This is a genomic window from Thermodesulfovibrionia bacterium, assembly GCA_030646035.1.
In the GTDB taxonomy this organism is placed as follows: Bacteria; Nitrospirota; Thermodesulfovibrionia; order UBA6902; family UBA6902; genus JACQZG01.
The window spans coordinates 286,518-306,470 of sequence record JAUSMY010000056.1 but is presented as its reverse complement, the minus strand read 5'-3'; the positions used below and the strand labels follow the sequence as shown (position 1 = coordinate 306,470).

The 19,953-nt window shown below is 47.0% G+C and carries 12 protein-coding genes; all 12 read right to left on the bottom strand.

Annotation, left to right across the window (positions count from 1 at the left end; genetic code table 11):
• Nucleotides 1-62: 62 nt before the first annotated feature.
• Nucleotides 63-836: an AAA family ATPase gene (locus tag Q7U10_10205; GenBank protein MDO8282973.1), complete on the bottom strand. Its 774-nt coding sequence runs from the start codon at nt 834-836 to the stop codon at nt 63-65.
• A gap of 4 nt (nt 837-840) precedes the next feature.
• On the bottom strand, nt 841-1,578 hold the full coding sequence (gene thyX / locus Q7U10_10200) for an FAD-dependent thymidylate synthase (GenBank protein MDO8282972.1): 738 nt from the start codon (nt 1,576-1,578) through the stop codon (nt 841-843).
• A 69-nt stretch (nt 1,579-1,647) separates the two neighbouring features.
• Nucleotides 1,648-5,832 carry a Calx-beta domain-containing protein gene (locus tag Q7U10_10195; protein ID MDO8282971.1) on the bottom strand — a complete coding sequence of 1,395 codons (4,185 nt, stop codon included), beginning with the start codon at nt 5,830-5,832 and terminating at the stop codon, nt 1,648-1,650.
• Nucleotides 5,822-11,335 (bottom strand): hypothetical protein, encoded by a 5,514-nt coding sequence (locus Q7U10_10190; protein MDO8282970.1) that lies wholly within the window; start codon nt 11,333-11,335, stop codon nt 5,822-5,824. The genes Q7U10_10195 and Q7U10_10190 overlap by 11 nt, the downstream gene beginning before the upstream one ends.
• 40 nt (nt 11,336-11,375) lie before the next feature.
• Nucleotides 11,376-12,623, bottom strand: a complete 1,248-nt coding sequence (locus Q7U10_10185; protein MDO8282969.1) for a hypothetical protein — start codon at nt 12,621-12,623, stop codon at nt 11,376-11,378.
• A gap of 141 nt (nt 12,624-12,764) precedes the next feature.
• The gene (locus Q7U10_10180; GenBank protein MDO8282968.1) at nt 12,765-13,262 is read right to left on the bottom strand and encodes a hypothetical protein; all 498 of its coding nucleotides are present in this window, start codon (nt 13,260-13,262) and stop codon (nt 12,765-12,767) included.
• Nucleotides 13,263-13,274: 12 nt separating this feature from the next.
• The gene (locus Q7U10_10175; protein ID MDO8282967.1) at nt 13,275-14,339 is read right to left on the bottom strand and encodes a DUF11 domain-containing protein; all 1,065 of its coding nucleotides are present in this window, start codon (nt 14,337-14,339) and stop codon (nt 13,275-13,277) included.
• Nucleotides 14,340-14,591: 252 nt separating this feature from the next.
• Nucleotides 14,592-17,099 (bottom strand): EAL domain-containing protein, encoded by a 2,508-nt coding sequence (locus Q7U10_10170; protein MDO8282966.1) that lies wholly within the window; start codon nt 17,097-17,099, stop codon nt 14,592-14,594.
• A complete protein-coding gene (locus Q7U10_10165; GenBank protein MDO8282965.1) occupies nt 17,096-17,968 on the bottom strand; it encodes a phosphate/phosphite/phosphonate ABC transporter substrate-binding protein in 873 nt (290 codons plus the stop codon). Before Q7U10_10165 ends, Q7U10_10170 begins: the two co-directional genes overlap by 4 nt.
• Nucleotides 17,969-18,132: 164 nt before the next feature.
• Nucleotides 18,133-18,453 (bottom strand): PilZ domain-containing protein, encoded by a 321-nt coding sequence (locus Q7U10_10160; protein ID MDO8282964.1) that lies wholly within the window; start codon nt 18,451-18,453, stop codon nt 18,133-18,135.
• A 192-nt stretch (nt 18,454-18,645) separates the two neighbouring features.
• Entirely contained in the window at nt 18,646-19,446 is an 801-nt protein-coding gene (gene panB, locus Q7U10_10155; protein MDO8282963.1) for a 3-methyl-2-oxobutanoate hydroxymethyltransferase, read from the bottom strand.
• Nucleotides 19,447-19,463: 17 nt separating this feature from the next.
• Nucleotides 19,464-19,895, bottom strand: coding sequence for an FKBP-type peptidyl-prolyl cis-trans isomerase (locus tag Q7U10_10150; GenBank protein ID MDO8282962.1), 432 nt, complete (start codon nt 19,893-19,895; stop codon nt 19,464-19,466).
• Nucleotides 19,896-19,953 lie beyond the last annotated feature (58 nt).

The following is a 19,953-nucleotide window of genomic DNA, read 5'->3' as shown; positions in this document are numbered from 1 at the left end:
AAGATTCCCCATAGCTTGCTAAGGGGAGTCTTTAATAACGCGGGGCTTCTGGAACAGAGATATTAAGGGATATTCAGTGAATCCAGTATCTTAAACAGAGCAGCAATTGATTTAGAATCTGCGGGCAGATCAAAGACAGGTTTTCCGCCAAGATCAAATTTAAAGATATTCTCATCATCAGGAATATTGAAGATGTTTTCTACAGGCATGCCGATCTCGCTGATCAGGTTTTTAACGGTTTCAAAGTCTTGATCAGAAACTCTGTTTACTATTATAACCCGCTTTCCTGCTTCAAGCTTCAGGTCATCAGCAAGCGCGTTGATGCGCTTTATCGTCTGGATTCCCTTTTTTGTAGGGTCGCTGACCATCAAGAGCAGGTCAACCTTGTGGGTAGTCCTTCTGCTCAGATGTTCCATGCCTGCCTCATTGTCGAGTACAACATAGCTGTAGTCGTCAGAGAGTTTGTCTGTGTACTTCCTTATTATATTGTTGGCGGCACAGTAGCAGCCGGGGCCTTCAGGCCTGCCCATTACCAGCAGGTCAAAACTATCTGCTTCAATTATAGACTGCTGAACCTGGTAGTCGAATAACTGCTCAGAGCTCATGCCTCCGGGACGGGCGCCTTTGCCGCGTATCGCTTCAAGCGACTGCTCCCGCAGGTCACCGATGGTTGCGTGTACAGAAACTCCAAGCGATTCGTTGAGGCACGCGTTGCTGTCCGCGTCAACAGCAAGCACAGGCTTTGCCTTCTTCTCGATCAGATAACGAATTGTAAGCGCGGCCAGCGTAGTCTTGCCGGTCCCGCCTTTTCCTGCAAATGCGATAGTGTATGACATGATATTATTCCTTAGACTTAACCTTATATTTAGCCCTGACTTCCTTTATCTTCCCGCAGGTATAAGAACCTTCGGGGCAGGGGGCGTAGAGGCATGGGGGGCCGGATCTCTGGAAGATAACAGGGGAAACCTTTTTAACAAGGTTGAGCATCTTCTCTGCCATCGCCCTTATCTCCCACTGGGCGCGGTTGCAGCATCTCTGTTTGAAGAAGTGCTGGAGCTCTCTTGCGTTCATCGTCACGATTATCTTTGTCTCAGCAGCGTTCGGAAGCACAAACCTCGCGTCCTGATTTGCGGCCTCGCCTTTAGTGCCATTCTCATTCAGCTTCTTCACTATCGTGTTGTAAGCCTTCTGGGCATTGTTCATGAAGTCAATAAAGATGCGCTTCAGTTCTTTATCATTTTTTATAGTCTCAGGAATTATGTAATCAAATCCAGCCTCTTCATTTACATACCTCTGCGACTGCTGTGAGTATGAAGCGAGGCGGTGCCTTACAAGCTGGTGCGAGCATGCCCTTGATATCCCCTCTATGGCAAATGTGAATGATGCGTGCTCGATAGGGCTCATGTGCCCCATGTTCATCAGTTTCTCAACAAACTCTTTCTGATCTTTCTTCTCTATCTTTCCCTTTAAAGACTCAATACCAGAAGGGCTGTAGCAGAGCTTTGCCGCCATTGCGACAGTCTCTTCAGGGTTCGGGGTATGGCGAAGAAGAATGACTTTTAATTTAGCCTGAGACATTAAATGCTCCTTGGATTAATAAATAAGGATTGCTGGGATATAATAATCTCGTTATCTCATTGAAGTCAATCAGTTCACCCTTACCCTGAACTTTATCCTGAAGTAAGGGTTGCCGCCGCCTGTGCCGTTAAATATCCCCTTGGGATTAATGCGTATGCTTGTGACAAGCGGATCATAACCACCTGTGGAAACCGGGGTGTAATTGTAAACATAAGGTCCTGGAGAGGCGGTATTTGAGAAATCAAGATCGTCCGTGACGCTGCCGAGTGAAGTAAAGCTGCATGTCAATCCGCTTGTAGGCGAGCCGTTTATAAATTCAAATGGCCCGCATCCGTTACTGCCGCCGTAATTGTCAACATAAAGCTTTGTATTTGCCGGGACAGGGTCAGTGATAATAACTGTATTGTTATCAACAGCGCCTTCGCCTGTATTTGTAGCTTGTATGGTATAAATGACATCTGCTCCGGGAATAGACTTTGGCTCAGTCCCGTCTCCGCCATATTCGTTTACCGGATCCCACTCTGTCGTGCTTGTCTTCATCATTATAATGTCAGGCAGTACGACTTTTATAAGGCCGAAGTTAGTATCTATTATTGTGCCCTCGGTTCCTTCGGTGGAAGTTACATTAGCTGTCCAGAAGCCGATTGGGCCTGCTGAAGGGAGGGTGTATTGATACTGATATGTCTTTGACGCGGCGCCGGAGTCTGCAACCTGAGTCATTGAGGCGCCTGAGACTACGGTTGACAAATTGGGATTGATAATATCGATCTTGGCGCCTGTGATGTCAAAGCTTCCGAATGGGTCGCTCACTACAGAGCGGATATATACCGTAGTATTGGGAACGGCATTTGTGAGGAGCGAGCCTCCGGGATAAGCGGCATTATAAAAATTAACGCTATTTACGTCGATCACTGTGGTGACATCCATCTCAAGCCTTGTTGTATTTCCGGTTGCGCTGTCATAAGGATAGACATAAATAGACCTGCCGGTTCCCGCGCCTGGTTCGTTATCTACTGTCACCCTCAATTGAGCCCCTGTGGGGAGAGTTAATGGAGTTGCGGGTATGATGGTGATTGGAAAAGTAAATGATTTTGTAACGGTGTCGCTCAAGGTAGCGCCTGAAAGAGTAAGGTCTGTTACGCCGACAGTTACAGGCCCGGGAAGATAATCCACTGTAACACGGACAGGGCGGTCATTAATGTTAGTGTCCCTTCTAAGCTGAAGAGTTACCGACATGTTGCCTGTTATAGTTAAGGGAGACTGTAAAACAGGTGTCTGCGCCCATACTCTTGGGGTATCCTCCCTCTGTATTCTCACTCTTGAAGGAGTGGGGGTGGAGGTAAGGGGCGTACGATTCATATTCTGCGGCTGGGTGGGACTGTTCTCGCTGTCAGGCGCCTGAAAATAAAGTTGCTTATTCCCTGGAATTGTTTCAGAAACAACAACGGTAGGAGCAGCAGGAGTCGCACCGGGGCCGTTCGGGTTGTTTACGGTTGCTGTGTTATTTATCAATGTTCCGCCCGGAGTGCCGCCTGCAATCGCTACATCAAAGATCACGGTTACAGTATTGTTGGCGGCTACGGTGAATCCTGTTACATTCAGGTATCCGGTACTATTTGATCCGGCAGGCGCAGGTGACGAGCTGTTCGTAGCGCCGGCCGGGATGCCGATGACTGTAAAGCCTGTAACATTTGCAGGCATATTATCTGTAACGCTTACATTTGTCGCATCCACCCCGCCGTTTTCCTTGATGTTGATCGTATAACGTATGGTATCACCGGGATCTGCAAATCCTCCATTAAGGTCAACAACCGTCTTTGTGGATGTTATAAGGCTTGATCTCTTTACTGTGACACTGTCTGTTGACGAGTCATTGCTTGAGACATTATCAAATGTCGGGCTTGATACTGACGCGGTGTTGTTGACGCCGGGATATGCGGATGAGCCGACCAGTACGTTTAATGTTAAGGTTGGCGCGCTTGCTCCGGAAGAAACGGTGTTGTTATATGTCCATGTTGTAGCTGTCGGGTGAGACCAATTCGTCCCTGACCATGAGTCAAGTGTAAGGCCTGCAGGCAGGATGTCGGTGACGGTTATCGTGTTGGTCTCATTGCTCGGCCCATTATTTGAAACATCAATATTGAATGATTCAACCTGGCCGACAATGAAATCACCGGTGTGTGACTTTACAATTTCGAGATCAGCTACAGGAGTATTGCGAACTGAGATTATCTCAGCGCTGAGGAGCACCAGATCCTGTCCGGAAGAATACCTTGTGGTGACGGATGTCTCTCCGCCTGTAAGATAAGGAGTTGCGTCATAGATATCAAAATCAACGCCGTAGCTTGTACTGGAGCCGAGGAAGTTCATTGTGGAGTTGAACTGATTGCCCGAGGGGTTATAGGCATCAGTAAGATTGTTCCCCTGGAATGTCAGGCCTTCACTGAATCCGCCGCTCGTACCGGAATTCGTCTCATCACCCTCCCAGCTTACATGGGCATGCTTTCCGTCATAATCCGTATAAGCGGTACCTGTCGGCACCTGGAAGTTGGTCGGTGTAAGGATGATCTGGCTTGACTGGAAGTACTCAAAGCCGTCATATATATTTATAACTCTTAAAGGAGCCGGGGTAATGAGGTCCTGATAAATGACCACCAGCGACCATCCGGCGACAACAGCCTGTGGAGTACAATGCGGGGCGCCGTTATAGACCGTCAGGTTTGAGAAGGTATATGTACCGTTCTTCTTTGGGGCAACTATTGATGTGACATCCTCTTCCGCGCCGAAGTAGAATAAGTTATCGCCTCCATATACAAAGAGTTCCTGGTGCTGATTGTCAGCGGTAAGATTATTTCCGTCAAAGGTAATATTGTAGTCTTCATTGCCCGGGGTCTGCATTGAACCTACCCAGTAAAGGTGCGCGGAAACAACAGTTGCCCCTGCGGGTATGCCGGAAAGCGCCGCTGAATCACTTGTGGTCACGGCACAGGCATTGCCGGTATTCGACTCAGTGCGCAGTGTGCCTCCGGTGCCGACAAAATCATAGTTTCCGGCGTAGGTATGATTAAGCAGAATTGGCGTGCCTGTGGGCAGAGGGTCATTATCCGCGATAGTCAGCACGGCGGTGTTCTGTGTCCCGATCGTTGCGCCGCCTGTGGCATTGGTCAAGGTAAGATTTACAGTCTCATTCCCCTCATAAAGAATGTCGTTAGTGATTGGGATAGCGCAGGTCTTGTTAGCTGTATCACCTGCAGCCCATGTAAGAGTCTGAGGGGTTATATTTGTATAGTCACTGCCTGCTGTAGCAGTTCCGCCGGCAACGGTGTTGCAGTCAATACTCACAATGCCTGTACTGCCGCCTGTGCGGGAGACTGTAGTGGTTACTGTAGTTCCGACAGCTTCACTTTCACTAAAGGTTGCTGAGGTGAATGCAAGAACTCCATTAGGTGATGCAGGTACTTCTTCATTCAATGCGAATGCCACCAATACAGTACGAGAGGTGCCTGTGCCGGAGGTGACGCTCACAGTGCCGGAGCCTGCCGCTGTATCGCTGTGGCCGGAAGATGAGCGGTTGCTCGTGACATATACGTCCCACATCTCAGTGAATGTCCATGCTGCTGATGTGCCTGTAGTGGTTTGGTTATCTGCACTCCCCCCGTTCGCATTATGAGCGTATATAACCCGTCCGTTAAGAGCGTTATTCACAGCGCCGCCGGCAGCATTAAAAACATTATTGGCGGTTGTAACTGGATAGCTGCCACTACTTCCAGTTGCAATACTGTTGATAGTGTTGCCGGAACCTTGTCCTGCGGTCTGTCTGACATCCCCGTATGTTGCCGCCTGGATCGCAGAGTCAGTGCTCGGAGGGGTTCCCCAAGTTACAGCTATGTTGGCTGATGTTGTGGATGCGGAGGTTCCTATCAATCTGTATCCGATCCAGATATATGCGACGTTTTGAGAAATTGTGGCTATCTGTGTTGCTGCAACTCCTCCGACCGTGACACTTGTAATAGAGGGCGGGCCTCCTTCTGCCGTAACCACAACTATCACCGCCCTGTCAGTTCCGGCAGGGGCGGTATATGTATGAGCAGTTATCGCGCCGGTGCCTTCAGTGTGCGCGCTCCAGTTTGCTCCGCCGTTATCAAGAAGCGTAACAGCCGCTCCGGCTTCACCGGTCATGCAGAAACCGGCGAGCATTAAAAGCGCAAAGAAAAGTATAAATGCTTTTATTGAATACATTTTTTTAATAATCATCAGGCACCTTATCCTTTGAAAAACTTCCGGCAATATCCTTCATGCTGTACTGGTCAAACTTCAAGCGGAACTGCATGAACGGCCCTTTTGCAGTATATTTGCCGGCTGAGAAATCTCTGTCTATGAATCCAGCGAAATTATAGCCTAAACTTATCCATGCGTTCTTAACAACATTGCAGCCGACCGATGCTCCTGCGCTGTAATCATACTGGTTTGAGTTCCACGAATGAAGCATGCTGCCGCGCGCGCCTATGTCCCAGCGCTTTGTGATGTCATGGCGTGTTTCTATGCCGATAAGGTCGGTAAATCCGCTGTAAGAAATGCCGTCAAAAGTATCTTTCACATACTTTGCCCCGTACTGGAATGATATCTGGTTCTCCCTGTTCGGTTTGTAGTTTGCGTTCATGTTATTGACTATCTTCCAGCTGCTGAATTCTGTGACCGGGCCGTTATCCTCCTGGAAATAGAAGTCAAGGCGGTCAAGGACTATCCATTTAGTATTTCGCGGGCGGTATGCTGCGCCGAGGCGGATATCACCAAGAAGGGTATCTGTCCCTGAATCGTTCCTGGTTGTGAATAGCTGAAGGCCGGCAGACATGCCGAGTCCCTTTCTCACTTCTCCGTAAATGCCTGTAAGAAGTCCGTATTTATCTTCAGTGTCAGAGTGACGGGCCTCTCCGCGCCAGTTCCATGTCCACTTCTCCTCGCGGTATGTAGTGCCTAATGAGAGCGCTGAGAAGTCTTCAGCGGCTGCGGATGAGGGTAAAATAACAGCAGTATCATTTATGACAGTTTTGCTGTGGTCGAAACCTCCGTCAAAGCTCCACTTGTCATTATATTTCCATGTCTGCAAAAGGCCCATGGTTGCAAATACACGGGTTCCATCCTTGCTGTACTCGCGTGTCATTCCGGTATTGATACTGCCTCCGTTCCATGGCATCGTCCTCATACCGATACGCGTGTCCTGAGTCTCTATCGCTTCGCCGTCTGCAAGTTCATGCTCGGCAAATAATGTAACTGTATTAGAGAGCATATAGTCGGCGCCGAGGGTTGTGCGCGTAGGGAAGTCAAGGCTCTCATTGCCGCCGCCGATAGACTGCTCGCGGTCTGCCCTCAGCATGAGCCTGTTATCAAAGAACGCCTTGCTGCCTCCGAGGGTCGCCTGAAGCGAACGGTTCACGGTTCCGTCTTCAAGAGTATCCTCAGCCTGACGCAGGCCTGTGCGAATGCCGTATGATCCGGCAGAATAATCAGCGCCTGCCTCAATGAGATCCTGCTGTGTGTTGGAAATATTGTTCTTCTGCCGGTATGCCTGCGCATTAATGCTCAGGCTTTCAGTTATACGATATCTCATATCAGCCCCGATCTTTCGGGTGCCGCTCTCGCCTGTGTTCTGCTGGTTCAAGCCGAAGCCGTCGTTTGTTTCACGGAAGTAAATTAAACCGTCAAGCTTCTCTGAGTTGTGCCTGATCTCAGCTAAATACGCATCGCCCGTAATTGTGTCAGCAAGGCTTTCAGTATGGGTGGACGCGTATTCAGCTTTAATAGTGGTCTTATCAGTGATCTTCAGGGTGGCATCTGCGCCGTAGAGGTCTCCCTCATTTCCTGTCTGTCCCTCATGTATGTAAGTCGCTCCGGTCTCGATCTTTCCATCTATAAATTTAAGAGCGCCGCGTCCGCCGTAGTTATACTCACTCCCGGCAGCAGGGTCATTCACTTCATAGTCAACAACTATGAATATCGGGTTCATATTTTCATCTTTGCTGAATATAGGCTCTCTGAAGAATATAGTTCCGGCATCATAGTCGATGTTGTAATCCATGTGCCTTGAAAAAGATCGTGTTTCAAGTATGACCTCGCTTCGGAAACGATCCCTTGTCTCTATCACGATCTTTTCAGAGTTGAATACAATCTTTGAAGTATTGAGATGATACAGGCCTGATGTGCCGTCGCCGCGAATCTCTTCTTTGACAAATCCCTGATTCGTCTCAGCTGCAAACAGGTTCAGGCTTACATTGTCTGTCTGAAGCTCTGTCTTTAAGCCGTTAAAGCTGCGGTTGTAGCGTGAGAGTTCAGTCATTGTCATTCCGGTATTGTAATCGCCGAACATCGCGTAGAACTTGTCGCGCTCTATCTTGATATAGAGCTTCTCCGCGCTCGCAGCGTCATACTGCTGGCCTGAGGCATCGCCGTAAAGCGTGTAGTAAGTGTCAGGGTCTATCGTATGGAAGAGGCTGTCATGCTCCGTGTCTCTCTCTCTCTCAGAGTCGTATGCCATGGTGAGGAGCCACTTGCATTGTATCTTTCCTTTTGCAAAGAATGCGACACGGCCGTCCTTGTACAGGTCTTCTTTGATATCTGACTCCTCAATGTTTTCCATATGCCCTGAAAGCGTGTTATATCCGATAGTCCCCTCTGCAAGTCCGACAACTATCCATTCGCGTTCTTCAGGTTTAAGCCATACAGATATCTCCTGCTCATCTTCATTGAAGAGGAACTTAAGCAGCGCTTCACCAGAGCTTGATGTGGGCATCAGCATTATCTTTGCAATGCCGTCCTTGCCTGCTGTATATTGCGGTTCCTCTTTATCAAGCCCTGAGAGAGGGTCATTCTTAAACGCTTCTATCTTTTTATACAGCTCATATGGAGAGTTAACAGAAAGACGGCCTGCTGTTCCCTCACGCACAGGGTATCCGTCTTTATCAAAGAGGCGCACTGCTATAACAGGCGCGGTTCTTCCGTCTGCTGACAGGGCGGATTCTTCAGCCACAAGTTCAGCCTTAACAGCTGGGCCGGAGTAATGCAATGAATAAGAGACCCGGCCGGTCTCATTCTCTTTCTTGTCAAATGTTACGAACTCATAGAGGTTGTCGCCTTCGACAGGGTTGATGCCTGACCAGTTGCTGACGGCAATGGTGCCGGCATTGTTCTTTGTCATGCCGTTATAATTACGCTCATTCTCTTCTTTGCCGTTATGAAGGAATTTAAACCCGGCACCCGGGTCATGTTTAATAAATATTCTGATGCTCGGAACGCCCATGTTGTATCCTGGTTCAGGCGACAGCCACTGCAGCCCGGGTTCCGCAGATTCAAGCCAGCTGCTTTCAAGGAATGGTATCTCATCCGGTTTTTCAGAGGCATCATCCTGCTCATCCCATTGCTCGCCCGGCATAAGCCCGGTAGTCTCAGCAGAAGCGCTTCCGTTTCCTTTCAGAACGAGGCGCTGGTTCTTTTCAGAAGGTGTATCAAAAGTAAAAATAATATTTACTTCATTTTCAGTCATCCCGTTTGAAAGAGAACTGAACTTAACTCTGAATAAACTATCCTGCTTAACATCACCGAGACGGTATGTCAAAGAGCCGAAGATCAGGGCAGGGTCTGGCAATGGTTTGCCATGCATCATGCTTGAGCCTGCCAGGTATGTGCTCCCTTCAGGAAGCATGACGGTCATTCGGAGATTCTGCAGCGGAACCTTCCGGCTGTCTATCAGCACGCTGTGATCAATGCTGCTGCCGTTGACTTCATTTGTCAGCTCAGCAGATGTAATTCCTCTGACCTTTGGCTTTAGAGCAAAATGAAAATCAGCGCGCCACATAGTCCCGCCCTGCAAGTCAACAAACTGTGAGAAAGAACGTCCGGCAAAACGGCTGTTCTCTTCACATGGCACCACCCGGAACTTTTCAGGCATGCTCTCAATATCAAGCTGAACTACATGTGTTCCCGGCTCCACGCCTTCAAAATGGTACTTGCCTTCTTCATCGGTGAGGGCATAGGTGCCGTCCTCCATGTATATCCTTATGCCTTCCACTCCGTCATTTGCTTCCACTTCTTTATCCTCGCAGTTGTCAGCTATGACGCGGCCGACAATAGTGCTCTTTCTCCTGAAGAGGTCTTCCTTTACCTCAACCGTTGCAGTGGCTATATTTGAAGTGAAGCCTGATACAGAAGCGGCAACGGCTGTGTTGGAGGCTTTATCGTATTTTGCACCGGCAGAGACCTCGACTACATAGCTGATACTTACGGTAGCGGAACCGGCGATATTTCCGGCTGTTATAGTGAGCGTTCTGCCGTCTGAAGAGATCACAGGGTCAGGGAAAGCATTATCGTCTATCCTCAGCGAGCCTGCCTGATATCGGAAACCGATTGGAAGCCTGTCGTTAATAGTCACACCGCTTATCAAAGAGGCGGTCTTGTTCTCGATATTAAGGCTGTACTGTAAGAAGTCGCCTAAAGAAACAATTGACTTTGATGCCGACTTGTCGAGCCACAGCCCGCTTGATGACGGGTCAAGGGGTATGTCTATCTCAAGCGCAGGCCCGGGGGCAAGAGTGAATACCTCTCCACGCGAGCCTGTCACAATAGTGAATGGATCCGTTGTAAGTGACTGCAGTATTAGAGCAGGGACGGATGACGGGAAGGCATACCCGGCAGGCGGGGTTATTAGAATGCAATATTTGCCAGGATCAATAAGAGGAAAGCGGTATTTACCATCAGGTCCGGTAACTACCGGGTTCGGATAGTCAGGACTGCCGTCATCATATTTTACTTCAGCAAATGTATCTGTGCAATTGGATCCAACAGCAATTTTCATGCTTACTATTGCGCCCTCAACCGGCAGGCCTGTGTTGCTGTCAAATACTATGCCGAAGGGGTCAACATTAACAAATACCGATGATATGTCAGCGGCACAGAGCCCGGCGGCAGGATTAGTGTAGTCAGCGCTGATCTTTGAGCCTATATCAACAGTGAGGACACCATCATTCTGAGAAGCCGAGGCGCCGAACTCGGATGGGAGATAGCCTGTAAAAATACCTGTGGCAGGCCCTGTTTCAGTAAGGCGCAGATATTCACTGTCACCGGTGATATCGGCAGAAACGGTAACATATACAGAATCAGCAGAAAGGTTGTTGAGGTTCTGGTCAATGTCGATCAGCCTGATGAACAATGGCTCACCGGCATGGAACTTGAACGATAATCCATCATCTGGCACAAAGAGCGGGACAGGATTGCCGAGGGCTAAAGGATCTGTACTTCCAAATGGAACGGGCGGTTCTATTTCTACAAAGCTCCCTGTGCAGTCATCCTCACCTGATGCTGGCAGGCTTACTCCGCTGTTGCAGTATGATGTGGATGAAATAGTCATGATTTCACTGTTAGGATTATCAGGTGAGTACTTCATGAGCTTCAACTCTGATTTAGTGCAAGCTTCTACCGTAGTTGTGCTCACTGTATTTGATGGTGAGGGAATGTTAATTACAGACCCCACGCCGTATGTTGCAACTGCTGTATTAGTTATCTCTGTCCCGGCAGGCACTGCATGGGCGGCAAACGGTCTCGTAAATATCAAAACAAACATGAGCATGGACGCAAGTATAATGCTCGCCTTTGTATGGCTGCCGCATGAATTATCTTCAGGCGCAGCAGCCATGCAGAGACGGGCTGACCGGTATGAACCGGCCAGCCTGTCCTGATCTGAATGTTCTGTCAGATGACGTATTTTCATATTTAAATCTTTGGATCAAGCCTGCGTAAATGCAGGATCATTACTGAACGACCACCTGGAATTTAACTGTCTGACTTCCGCCGCCTGAAGCAACCGTGCCTATGGTCCCGGTTACAACGTCGGTGCCTACATTGAAACTTGCGCTGTCGGCATCTGCCGCGTTTGTCTCGCATGTCACAGGCGCCGGGGCGCTCGCGGCAGTGCTTACAACTATGCCGTAAGCTGCGGCGCATGTGGTCACATTGTCGTCATACTGTGTCCTGAATGCGACGCCAAGCCCTATCGTTGTAGTGAGATCGTCAGTGACAACAACATTGCTTGCTGCAACATCTCCGTTATTTGTTACTGTGATGGTGTATGTGATGATCGCTCCGGGTATGGCATGCGGTTCAGTTCCGCCGCCTGCCCATAAGTTGATCGGGTCCCATACAACAGAGGATGTTTTTGTAACAGTGAGATCTGCGGAGTTGACCTCCCATGAGTCTGTGTCTGAATCATAGCCGTCGTTATTGCCGTCAGTGTCGCCTTGCCCATCCGCAAAAACATCATCAACCGTTGCGGTGTTGTCAGCGGTTCCTGAGTCATCAGTGGCGATGGCGGCGCCCGGAGTGCCTGCGCTTTCGGCTACCTGTGCGGTAAGGATTACTCCTGCGATATCGCCGTCAACAGTGGAGCTTGGGATAGCACCTTTGACCCAGACCCTCTTTGTATCACCTGAGGCAAGGTCGTTAATGTAGGTTGCGGTGTCTGCAGCGTCACAAGTAGTGCTGCCGTCGTCAACAACTACCGTCAGGCCGGTGGCGTCGAAGGTGTCGGTACCTCCGAACGGGTCAGTCCCGCTGGTCATCTGGACAGATGTCAATAAGAAATCGAGAGTAGCGTTACCTTCGTTAGTAACGTCAAAGCCGAGACATTTGTAAGCTGTCGCAAGATCGCCGGGCACTACAACGGTGCGGCCTGAGCTTGCTTCCGCGACATTCAGATCCAGCTTTCTGTCAACTTCAAAGGTCGTGTCTGCGCCGCATGCAGGGTTGTCGCATCCTGTAGGCGAACTCGGTATATCAGGCTGATTAACACCGCCTACCTCATAATCTATGCTGGCCTGGTTGTTTATGTTGGTGCCTGACGGCGTGCCGATAGGCGCTGCTGTTGCTGTCATTGCCAGCCCGAATACGAACATACAGGCAAACAGCAATGTGAATAATGTGCTTCTTCTTGCGTGTTTCATTTCATTTCCTCCTTTTAGTGTTTTGCTTCCTGTTGTGGTTTTTTGTTTGTGGTATCTCATCTAATCCTCCTGTTATTTTGATTCTCCATTAACACCTCCATATTTTGTTTTTCTTTATTTTTTCCATCAGCACCTCCATGATTAAATTTTCAATATTTTCCTGCTCCATCGCACCTCCATATTTTTAATTTATGATCTTGTCTACTCAAGTTCTGCCTGAAACTCTACTTTTCCCTTTTCACCGGGCTGAAGAGAGTTCTTCATTACCCATCGTATATCTGTATATTCAGAAGCCTCAGCCTTTCTCTCTTTTCCATCTTCGCCTATGACTTTCAGTTTTTCGGGGACATTGTAGGTTTTACCTTTGTCAACAGAGAATGTGATATCTGTGCCTTTGCCTGATGCGCTTCCGTCTTTGTAGAACATGTGCTCAGGCACAGGGTCTACAATGGCGACATTTTCTGCGGCTTTGTCGCTTACGTTTTCGTATTTGATCGTGTAGATGACTTTATCTCCGGGTAAAACTTTTTCAGCCGGTACGCGCACTATCTCTTTCTCTCCTTTCTCATTGACAACCGTCTTCTCGATCTCTGCCATATTAGTGAGCATGATATGTCCCTTGTCCTGTGAATAGGCTGGAATGTGGAGTAAGGCGGTGATAAAGAGAGTTGCGAGTGATACCAAAAATAATCTTTTCATTTTCTCCTCCTTTTAGTTTATTGTTGCTTTAAAAGTTATCGTATGTGCCGGTGATGCGGATGTAAGGTTCCCAAGACTTATTGTGACAGTGCCCGGTGTCGAGGCCCCGACATCGCCGGCATCAGCGTCAGATGAATCAGTGAGAATGGATGCATCAAGTGTAAGTGTGCCGGGCTTGTAGGTAGTATTAGCCGGAACGGTGTCTGTTATTACAACATTCAGTGCGGTTGCCGAGCCTGATACCGTGATGCTGATAGTGTAGGTCAGCACTGCGCCGGTTATCGGGTCTGTGCCACCGAGGGGATCAAGTATGCTGACAGACTTGACTGCGGAAACAACTGCGTTGGCAACCTTGAAAGAGTCTGTGTCTGAATCTTTGCCGTCGTTGTTGTTGTCAGTATCGCCTGTGCCGTCTGCAAGTACGTCATCAACATCTGCCGGGTTATTCGCGCTTCCGCTGTCGTCGGTTGTTATGGCTGCGCCCGGTGTGCCTGTGCTCTCGGCAATCTGTGCGGTAAGTATAACAGCCGCTATATCGCCTTCGATCTGAGCCAATGGTATATCGCCTCTTACCCATACCCTCACGGTACCGCCTAAAGCGAGATTGTCGATGTAAGTTGCGGTGTCAGCAGCATTACATATGCTGTCCCCATTATCTACGACTGCTGCGAAGCCTGTTGTCACATTGAAGTTGTCAGTCCCTCCGAACGGGTCAAGGCCTCCTGCCTGGTTGGCAATTGTCAGCAGAAAGTCAAAGGTCGCGTTGCCCTCGTTTGTAACGTCAAAGCCGAGACACTTGTAAGCGGTGCCCTGATCGCCGGGTGCCACAATGGTACTGCCTTCGCTTGCCTCGGCAACATTCAGGTCAAGCTTTCTGTCGGTCATAAAAGTTGTTGGAGGAGTCTCGATCCTGACCTGAGGTGTACCGGTTATCTCGTAATTGACAAAGGCGATATTGCTGATGATGGTTCCTGCCGGTGTTGCAGCAGCATGCGCAAATCCTGAAGTAATAATCAGAGAGAACAGGATGAAGAGATAGAGGGTATTTTTTTTGATTAGTCTATTAAATTTAGACATAAATATATTTATATATATCTGAAGCAATACACATACCAAATTCATCTTATATTATATATAAGTGTTTAATATATTTATATATGATTTAAATCATATAATGCAGATAGTTGTAATTATTAAATAAGCAAAAGTGTATTGGATATAATATGATTTTTGTTCTGAGGAGATAAAATTAATAAATATTCGAGAGAATGTGTGTGAATTTACACACATTGTAAAATATGCGTCTGAGCGCAGATATCCAGTTATGGCTTACTTCATGTTGTTAAATAATAAGGCCAGTTTGTCGATGTCTGTTAAAAATATTTCAGCATCAGCAGCGCTCAAAGGTTTTGAAAGAAGGAATCCCTGTATATACTCACAGTTCAGTTTTTTTATCTTGACAAACTGTTCACTTGTCTCTACACCTTCAGCCACAACATGGAGGTCAAGGTTCTGAGCCAGTGTTATGATAGCCTTCAGGATCTCAAGCTTTTCATCTTTCGTGCCGATCTTGGCGATGAAAGACCTGTCTATCTTTAAGCCGTCAAACGGGAAATTGTGCAAATAGCTCAGTGATGAGTAACCCGTGCCGAAATCATCAATCTGCAGCATTACCCCCATATCTTTCAGCTGCTGCAGCAGAGGCGCGGTCATTTCCGCATTTTCCATCAGCAGTGTTTCTGTTATCTCCAGCGTCAGGTTCTTTGGATCTATTTTGGTCGTTGTTATGACAAGCTTTACCTGGTTGATAAGGTCGGGAAGAAACTGCTTGCTTGAGATATTGACATTCATCTTCAGCGGGATATCAAAAGAGAACTTGGCATTCCATTCACATATCTGCCGGCATGCTTCACTAAGCACCCATTTTCCGATAGGCACTATCATGCCGGTCTCTTCTGATAAGGGGATGAATTCTGACGGCTGTATCATTCCCATCTCCGGATGCTCCCAGCGGATAAGCGCTTCAAAACCGCATATCCTGTTGTCCTTTAGGGAGATGAACGGCTGGTAGAAGACTTGAAATTCTTTATTGACTATCGCCTTCCTCATGTCGCTTTCCATCTTCATGGAGGTTATAATATCTTTGTACATCGTTTCATTAAATATCTCATAGCGGTTTCTGCCGTTTGCCTTTGCGTGATACATGGCTATGTCGGCATTGCGCAGGAGATTATCAGGATTAGTAGAGTTTGGATAACTGAAGGCGATCCCGATACTCAGGGTTATGAAGACCTCATGTTCGCGGAGCGTGAAAGGTTGAAGCAATATCCCCTGCACCCGTTTTATAAGGGCAGTTACATCATTTGTGTCTGTGATCTCCTCAAGGAGTATTGCGAATTCATCTCCTCCAAAACGCGCAACTGTATCACTGGGCCTGAGGCATTCAACAAAACACTGGCTGGCCTTGATAAGCAGCTGGTCTCCTGCCATATGCCCAAGGCTGTCGTTTATTACCTTGAACCGGTCCAGATCTATAAAAAGCACCGCAAATAGATTTTCATTTTTTCGGGTCTTGCGCCTTATCGCATGTGAAAGGCGGTCCATGAAGAGAGCGCGGTTTGGAAGGTTTGTCAGGGAATCATGAAAAGCGTCATGAGTCAGCTGTTCTTCAATGACCTTGCGCTCTGTGATATCTGTCTGAGAACCGGCCATACGATATGCCTTGCCTGATTCATTCCTAACGGCAAGCCCCCTGGTAAGCATCCACCTGTAAGTCCCGTCTTTATGGCGCATGCGCTGCTCATTCTGGAACTGAGGTGTCAGGCCGTCAATATGCGCCTTTAGTTCGGTCTCTACCTGAATAATGTCATTAGTGTGTGTGTGGTTGGCCCATTCTTCAAAAACATCCTTAATCTCATCGTCATTATAGCCGAGCATTGATTTCCAGCGGGGAGAATAATAAATTCTATTGGAAATCAGGTCCCAGTCCCACAGCCCGTCATTGGCACCTTGTGCCGCTAGCATATACCTCTCTTCGCTTTCCCGCAGCCTGTCCTCTGTCTTTATGCGCTCAGTGATCTCTTTATTTAGTTCGTCATAGCTTTCTTTGAGCCCTTTGCTCATGATGTTGAAATTCTCCGCCAGTTCTCCGAATTCAGTCTTGTCATGATGCTTAATTGTAGTGCCGATATTTCCTGATGCAATGTTCCTTGTTGCAGAGAGGAGCTTGCTGACCGGCATCGTAATAAATCTCGTCAATCTGAAGGCGACGATAATGCTGAAGAATAGGGTTGCAAGTATTGTTATTATGAGTACATTTTGAATTTGATTGATCTTATTAGTGCTGTTGGTTGTCAATGACTCAAGCCTGATGCCTGCCCTCCTGGACATATCCATCAGAGCTGCGAGTATGTCATCTCCTATGGAGATTGATTCTTGTTTGTATCTGTCAATTCTATCTGTGGTGGAGCTTCCTGTTATGAAGTAGCTGATATGGTTTTCATAATCTTTCACAAGAGACTGCACGCGCATTATCTGGCTGTTTATATTAGGCTCGTGATGGCATGAGAAGCATTCACTGACTTTTTCGTTAAGCGACATTACGTCAGTCGCCATACTGTTCAGATCTTTGGGGTTAGAAGTGTTGAATCTGTATATGGTTGACTGGACAGACTGGAGGTTGATCAGGAGCTCTCTTCTCAGGTCTCCGACCTGGTGCAGCTTGATTATATTGCTGACATCAGACGCGCTGTCAGAGATATAGAACATGGAGACTGCGGCTCCTGCAAAGAAGATTATGAAAAGGGTGATAAGGGAGAGGATGATCTTCTTTGTCATTTGTTCCTGTAGTTATAGGTGTCGAGATCGATGCCTGCTTTATTTATCATATCAAATACAGGCTGATAATCTTCCTTTGTTGTGCTGATAAACTCTCTGGCCCCGAACTTTTCAAGCACCGCTATTCCTTCAGGATCTTTGCTCATGCCCAGAAGCGCGGCCTGCAGTCTGTTTCTTACGGATATGGCAATATTGCTTTTTATGCCGAGTCCGTTTGACGGTACAAATGGTGATTTTGCAAGTATCACGAGATCATTTTTTACCGAAGGATCTTCTTTGGCAAGCATATCAAAGATCGTGTTTTTAGCGCACCCTACTGTCGCTTCTTTATTGAGTACGGCGTATATGGCTGCATCGTGGCTGCCTGCAAAAAAGTGTTCTTTAAAGTAGCTGTCAATGTTGGTTACGCCGTTCTCCCTGAAATAGGCCATGGGAAATATGTACCCGGCAGTGGTTGCCTTGTCTACAAATGCTATAACAGAGTTTTTCATTCTGGCGACACTGTCGATCCTGCTGTCCTTATGCACAAAAATATATCCCTGATAAGAGGAGTTGCCATCAGGGTTTACCGGCCTTGCTATAGGCTGTATGTTCAGTTTTTTGATTGCCATTGCGCCTGTAAAGCTGCCCCAGAATGCGCCGTCGAGGTTCATGCTGTTAAAGTTATCAATGATGTTCCCGTATCTTGAAAGGATTATGAAATTAAGTTTTACCCCTGTCTTATTCTCTATGTATTTCCCCAGAGGTTCATACTTCTTCATCTGTTTGAATACGTTCTGCTCGGGGATAAGTCCTATATTTAATTCCTCAGCAGCATGAGATTGGGTGGAAAAAATAAATATGGCAATTATGGCGAGGATAATGCGCATGGGTAGACACCTCTTTAACTTTAGATTTATTCTCACTTAATATATCAAATACAAATTATTTTAACATTATGGGGGCGGGCAACAAAATTGAGGAGATAAACAATTAATAGTGTAAGGAGATCCGGGGAGATTATAAAGCGTATAACTTTTTTGTTACATATGGATCATCGGCAGATCATGGGAGTATTATCTTCAGCTTTCAGGTGCTCCATCCCGATCCTCAATATAGAACCCTGCACCGAATCGTTGAATTCTTTTTTCCACCTTACCTCACATGGAAAACATACTAAGTTTTCATAAAATATCTTAAATTCAACCTTAATAATATCGCCTATTTCAACAGGGTTCAGGCCTTCGTTTGAAACACATCTTACGCCCAATCCGTCGTCAGAGAAGTTCTCTATGACCCCTAAAACTATAACGTCGTTATAGATAATATTGGCGTCAACATTGATGTCATATCTTTCTGAATTTCTTCTTTCCATAGCGCACCTGTTAATCAGACGGATATATTATATACGATTGAGAATAATTTGTGCACCACATATTTTACTAAAACATTTTATTTTTGGTGATTATAAAAAAGAATTTCACATTAGTGACGCAGACAATAGTTGCAAACGTATAATCATGGGTTAACTGATGTCAGGATGGTATAAGATGAAGGTATTGCAGAGCTACTTGAAGCTCTCCTTGTCAGATGGGAATGAACCTTTTTCAACATCTGTTTTGAAACTTTTTACTGCGATCAATACATCATTTTTAATATTTGCATATCTCTTTACAAACTTCGGCGTAAATCTCTCAAAAAGTCCGATCACATCATGGAGCACGAGCACCTGTCCATCGCAGTAAGGCCCCGCGCCTATCCCAATGGTAGGTATTGAAAGTCTTTCAGTGATCTTTTTTGCAAGCTCCATCGGTATGGCTTCAAGCAGTAAAGAAAATGCGCCTGCATCTTCTGCAATTACAGCCTCATCAATAAGCTTTGCCGCTGCCGCTTCGGTCTTGCCCTGCACCTTATAACCGCCCATCCTGTGTATCGACTGGGGCGTAAGCCCTATGTGCGCCATCACAGGGATATCTGACCTTGTCATCGCCTTTATGCGGTCGGCAACCTCGGCTCCCCCCTCGATCTTGACTGCAGATGCTCCGGCCTCTTTGAGAAATCTTCCGGCATTTCTTACCGCTTCTTCGATAGATGCCTGATATGACATGAAAGGCATGTCCCCGATCACCATCGCATTTTTTGATGCCCTGGATACCATCTTTGTATGGTATATCATCTCATCCATTGTTACAGGCAGTGTATTCTCAAGTCCCTGAACCACCATTCCCAGAGAGTCTCCTACAAGGATCATATCTATACCTGCCTCGTCAACTATTTGGGCAAAAGGGTAGTCATAGGCGGTAAGCATTGTGATCTTGCTGCCGCTGCGTTTTTTGTTAATGATATCCGTGATAGTAATTGATGACATGGTATTTATCTTTTATGCTACTCAGTAATAATTTCTACCAGCTCCAAATCGAATGTAAGGTCTTTGCCTGCAAGGGGATGATTTGTATCCATCATAAATCCTTTTGGGGTTTTTCCGATAACCGTTGCCATGACCGGCATCCCGTCAGCCCTGTGGAGTTTTACAGTCTGCCCGATCGACGGGTCAAACTGTTCGGGCGCTTTGCTTTTATCAAATTCAAATATCATCGCTTCATTCCTCGCGCCGTAAGCCTCAAGGAATGGTATATGGACTGTCTTTGACTCTCCGACCTTCATGCCGGTCACGCCCTTATCAAACCCGGGGATGACATGTTTATCGCCAAGAGTGAACTCTAAAGGATGAGTTTCACGCGAAGACTCTAACACCTCATTATTTATATCTTTTAACGTATAGTGAACCTTAACCTTATCGCCGCTCTTTGCAATCATTTATCCTGCCCTCCAAATACTGATTATTATTTTATCATTGATTATAACACAGACAAAT

What these genes read in the sequence shown, in the direction of transcription:
- thyX (MDO8282972.1), bottom strand. Translation starts at nt 1,578, where the DNA reads ATGTCTCAGGCTAAATTAAAAGTCATTCTTCTTCGCCATACCCCGAAC.
- Q7U10_10150 (MDO8282962.1), bottom strand. Translation starts at nt 19,895, where the DNA reads ATGATTGCAAAGAGCGGCGATAAGGTTAAGGTTCACTATACGTTAAAA.
- Q7U10_10185 (MDO8282969.1), bottom strand. Translation starts at nt 12,623, where the DNA reads ATGAGATACCACAAACAAAAAACCACAACAGGAAGCAAAACACTAAAA.
- panB (MDO8282963.1), bottom strand. Translation starts at nt 19,446, where the DNA reads ATGTCATCAATTACTATCACGGATATCATTAACAAAAAACGCAGCGGC.
- Q7U10_10180 (MDO8282968.1), bottom strand. Translation starts at nt 13,262, where the DNA reads ATGAAAAGATTATTTTTGGTATCACTCGCAACTCTCTTTATCACCGCC.
- Q7U10_10190 (MDO8282970.1), bottom strand. Translation starts at nt 11,335, where the DNA reads ATGAAAATACGTCATCTGACAGAACATTCAGATCAGGACAGGCTGGCC.
- Q7U10_10195 (MDO8282971.1), bottom strand. Translation starts at nt 5,832, where the DNA reads ATGATTATTAAAAAAATGTATTCAATAAAAGCATTTATACTTTTCTTT.
- Q7U10_10160 (MDO8282964.1), bottom strand. Translation starts at nt 18,453, where the DNA reads ATGGAAAGAAGAAATTCAGAAAGATATGACATCAATGTTGACGCCAAT.
- Q7U10_10175 (MDO8282967.1), bottom strand. Translation starts at nt 14,339, where the DNA reads ATGTCTAAATTTAATAGACTAATCAAAAAAAATACCCTCTATCTCTTC.
- Q7U10_10170 (MDO8282966.1), bottom strand. Translation starts at nt 17,099, where the DNA reads ATGACAAAGAAGATCATCCTCTCCCTTATCACCCTTTTCATAATCTTC.
- Q7U10_10165 (MDO8282965.1), bottom strand. Translation starts at nt 17,968, where the DNA reads ATGCGCATTATCCTCGCCATAATTGCCATATTTATTTTTTCCACCCAA.
- Q7U10_10205 (MDO8282973.1), bottom strand. Translation starts at nt 836, where the DNA reads ATGTCATACACTATCGCATTTGCAGGAAAAGGCGGGACCGGCAAGACT.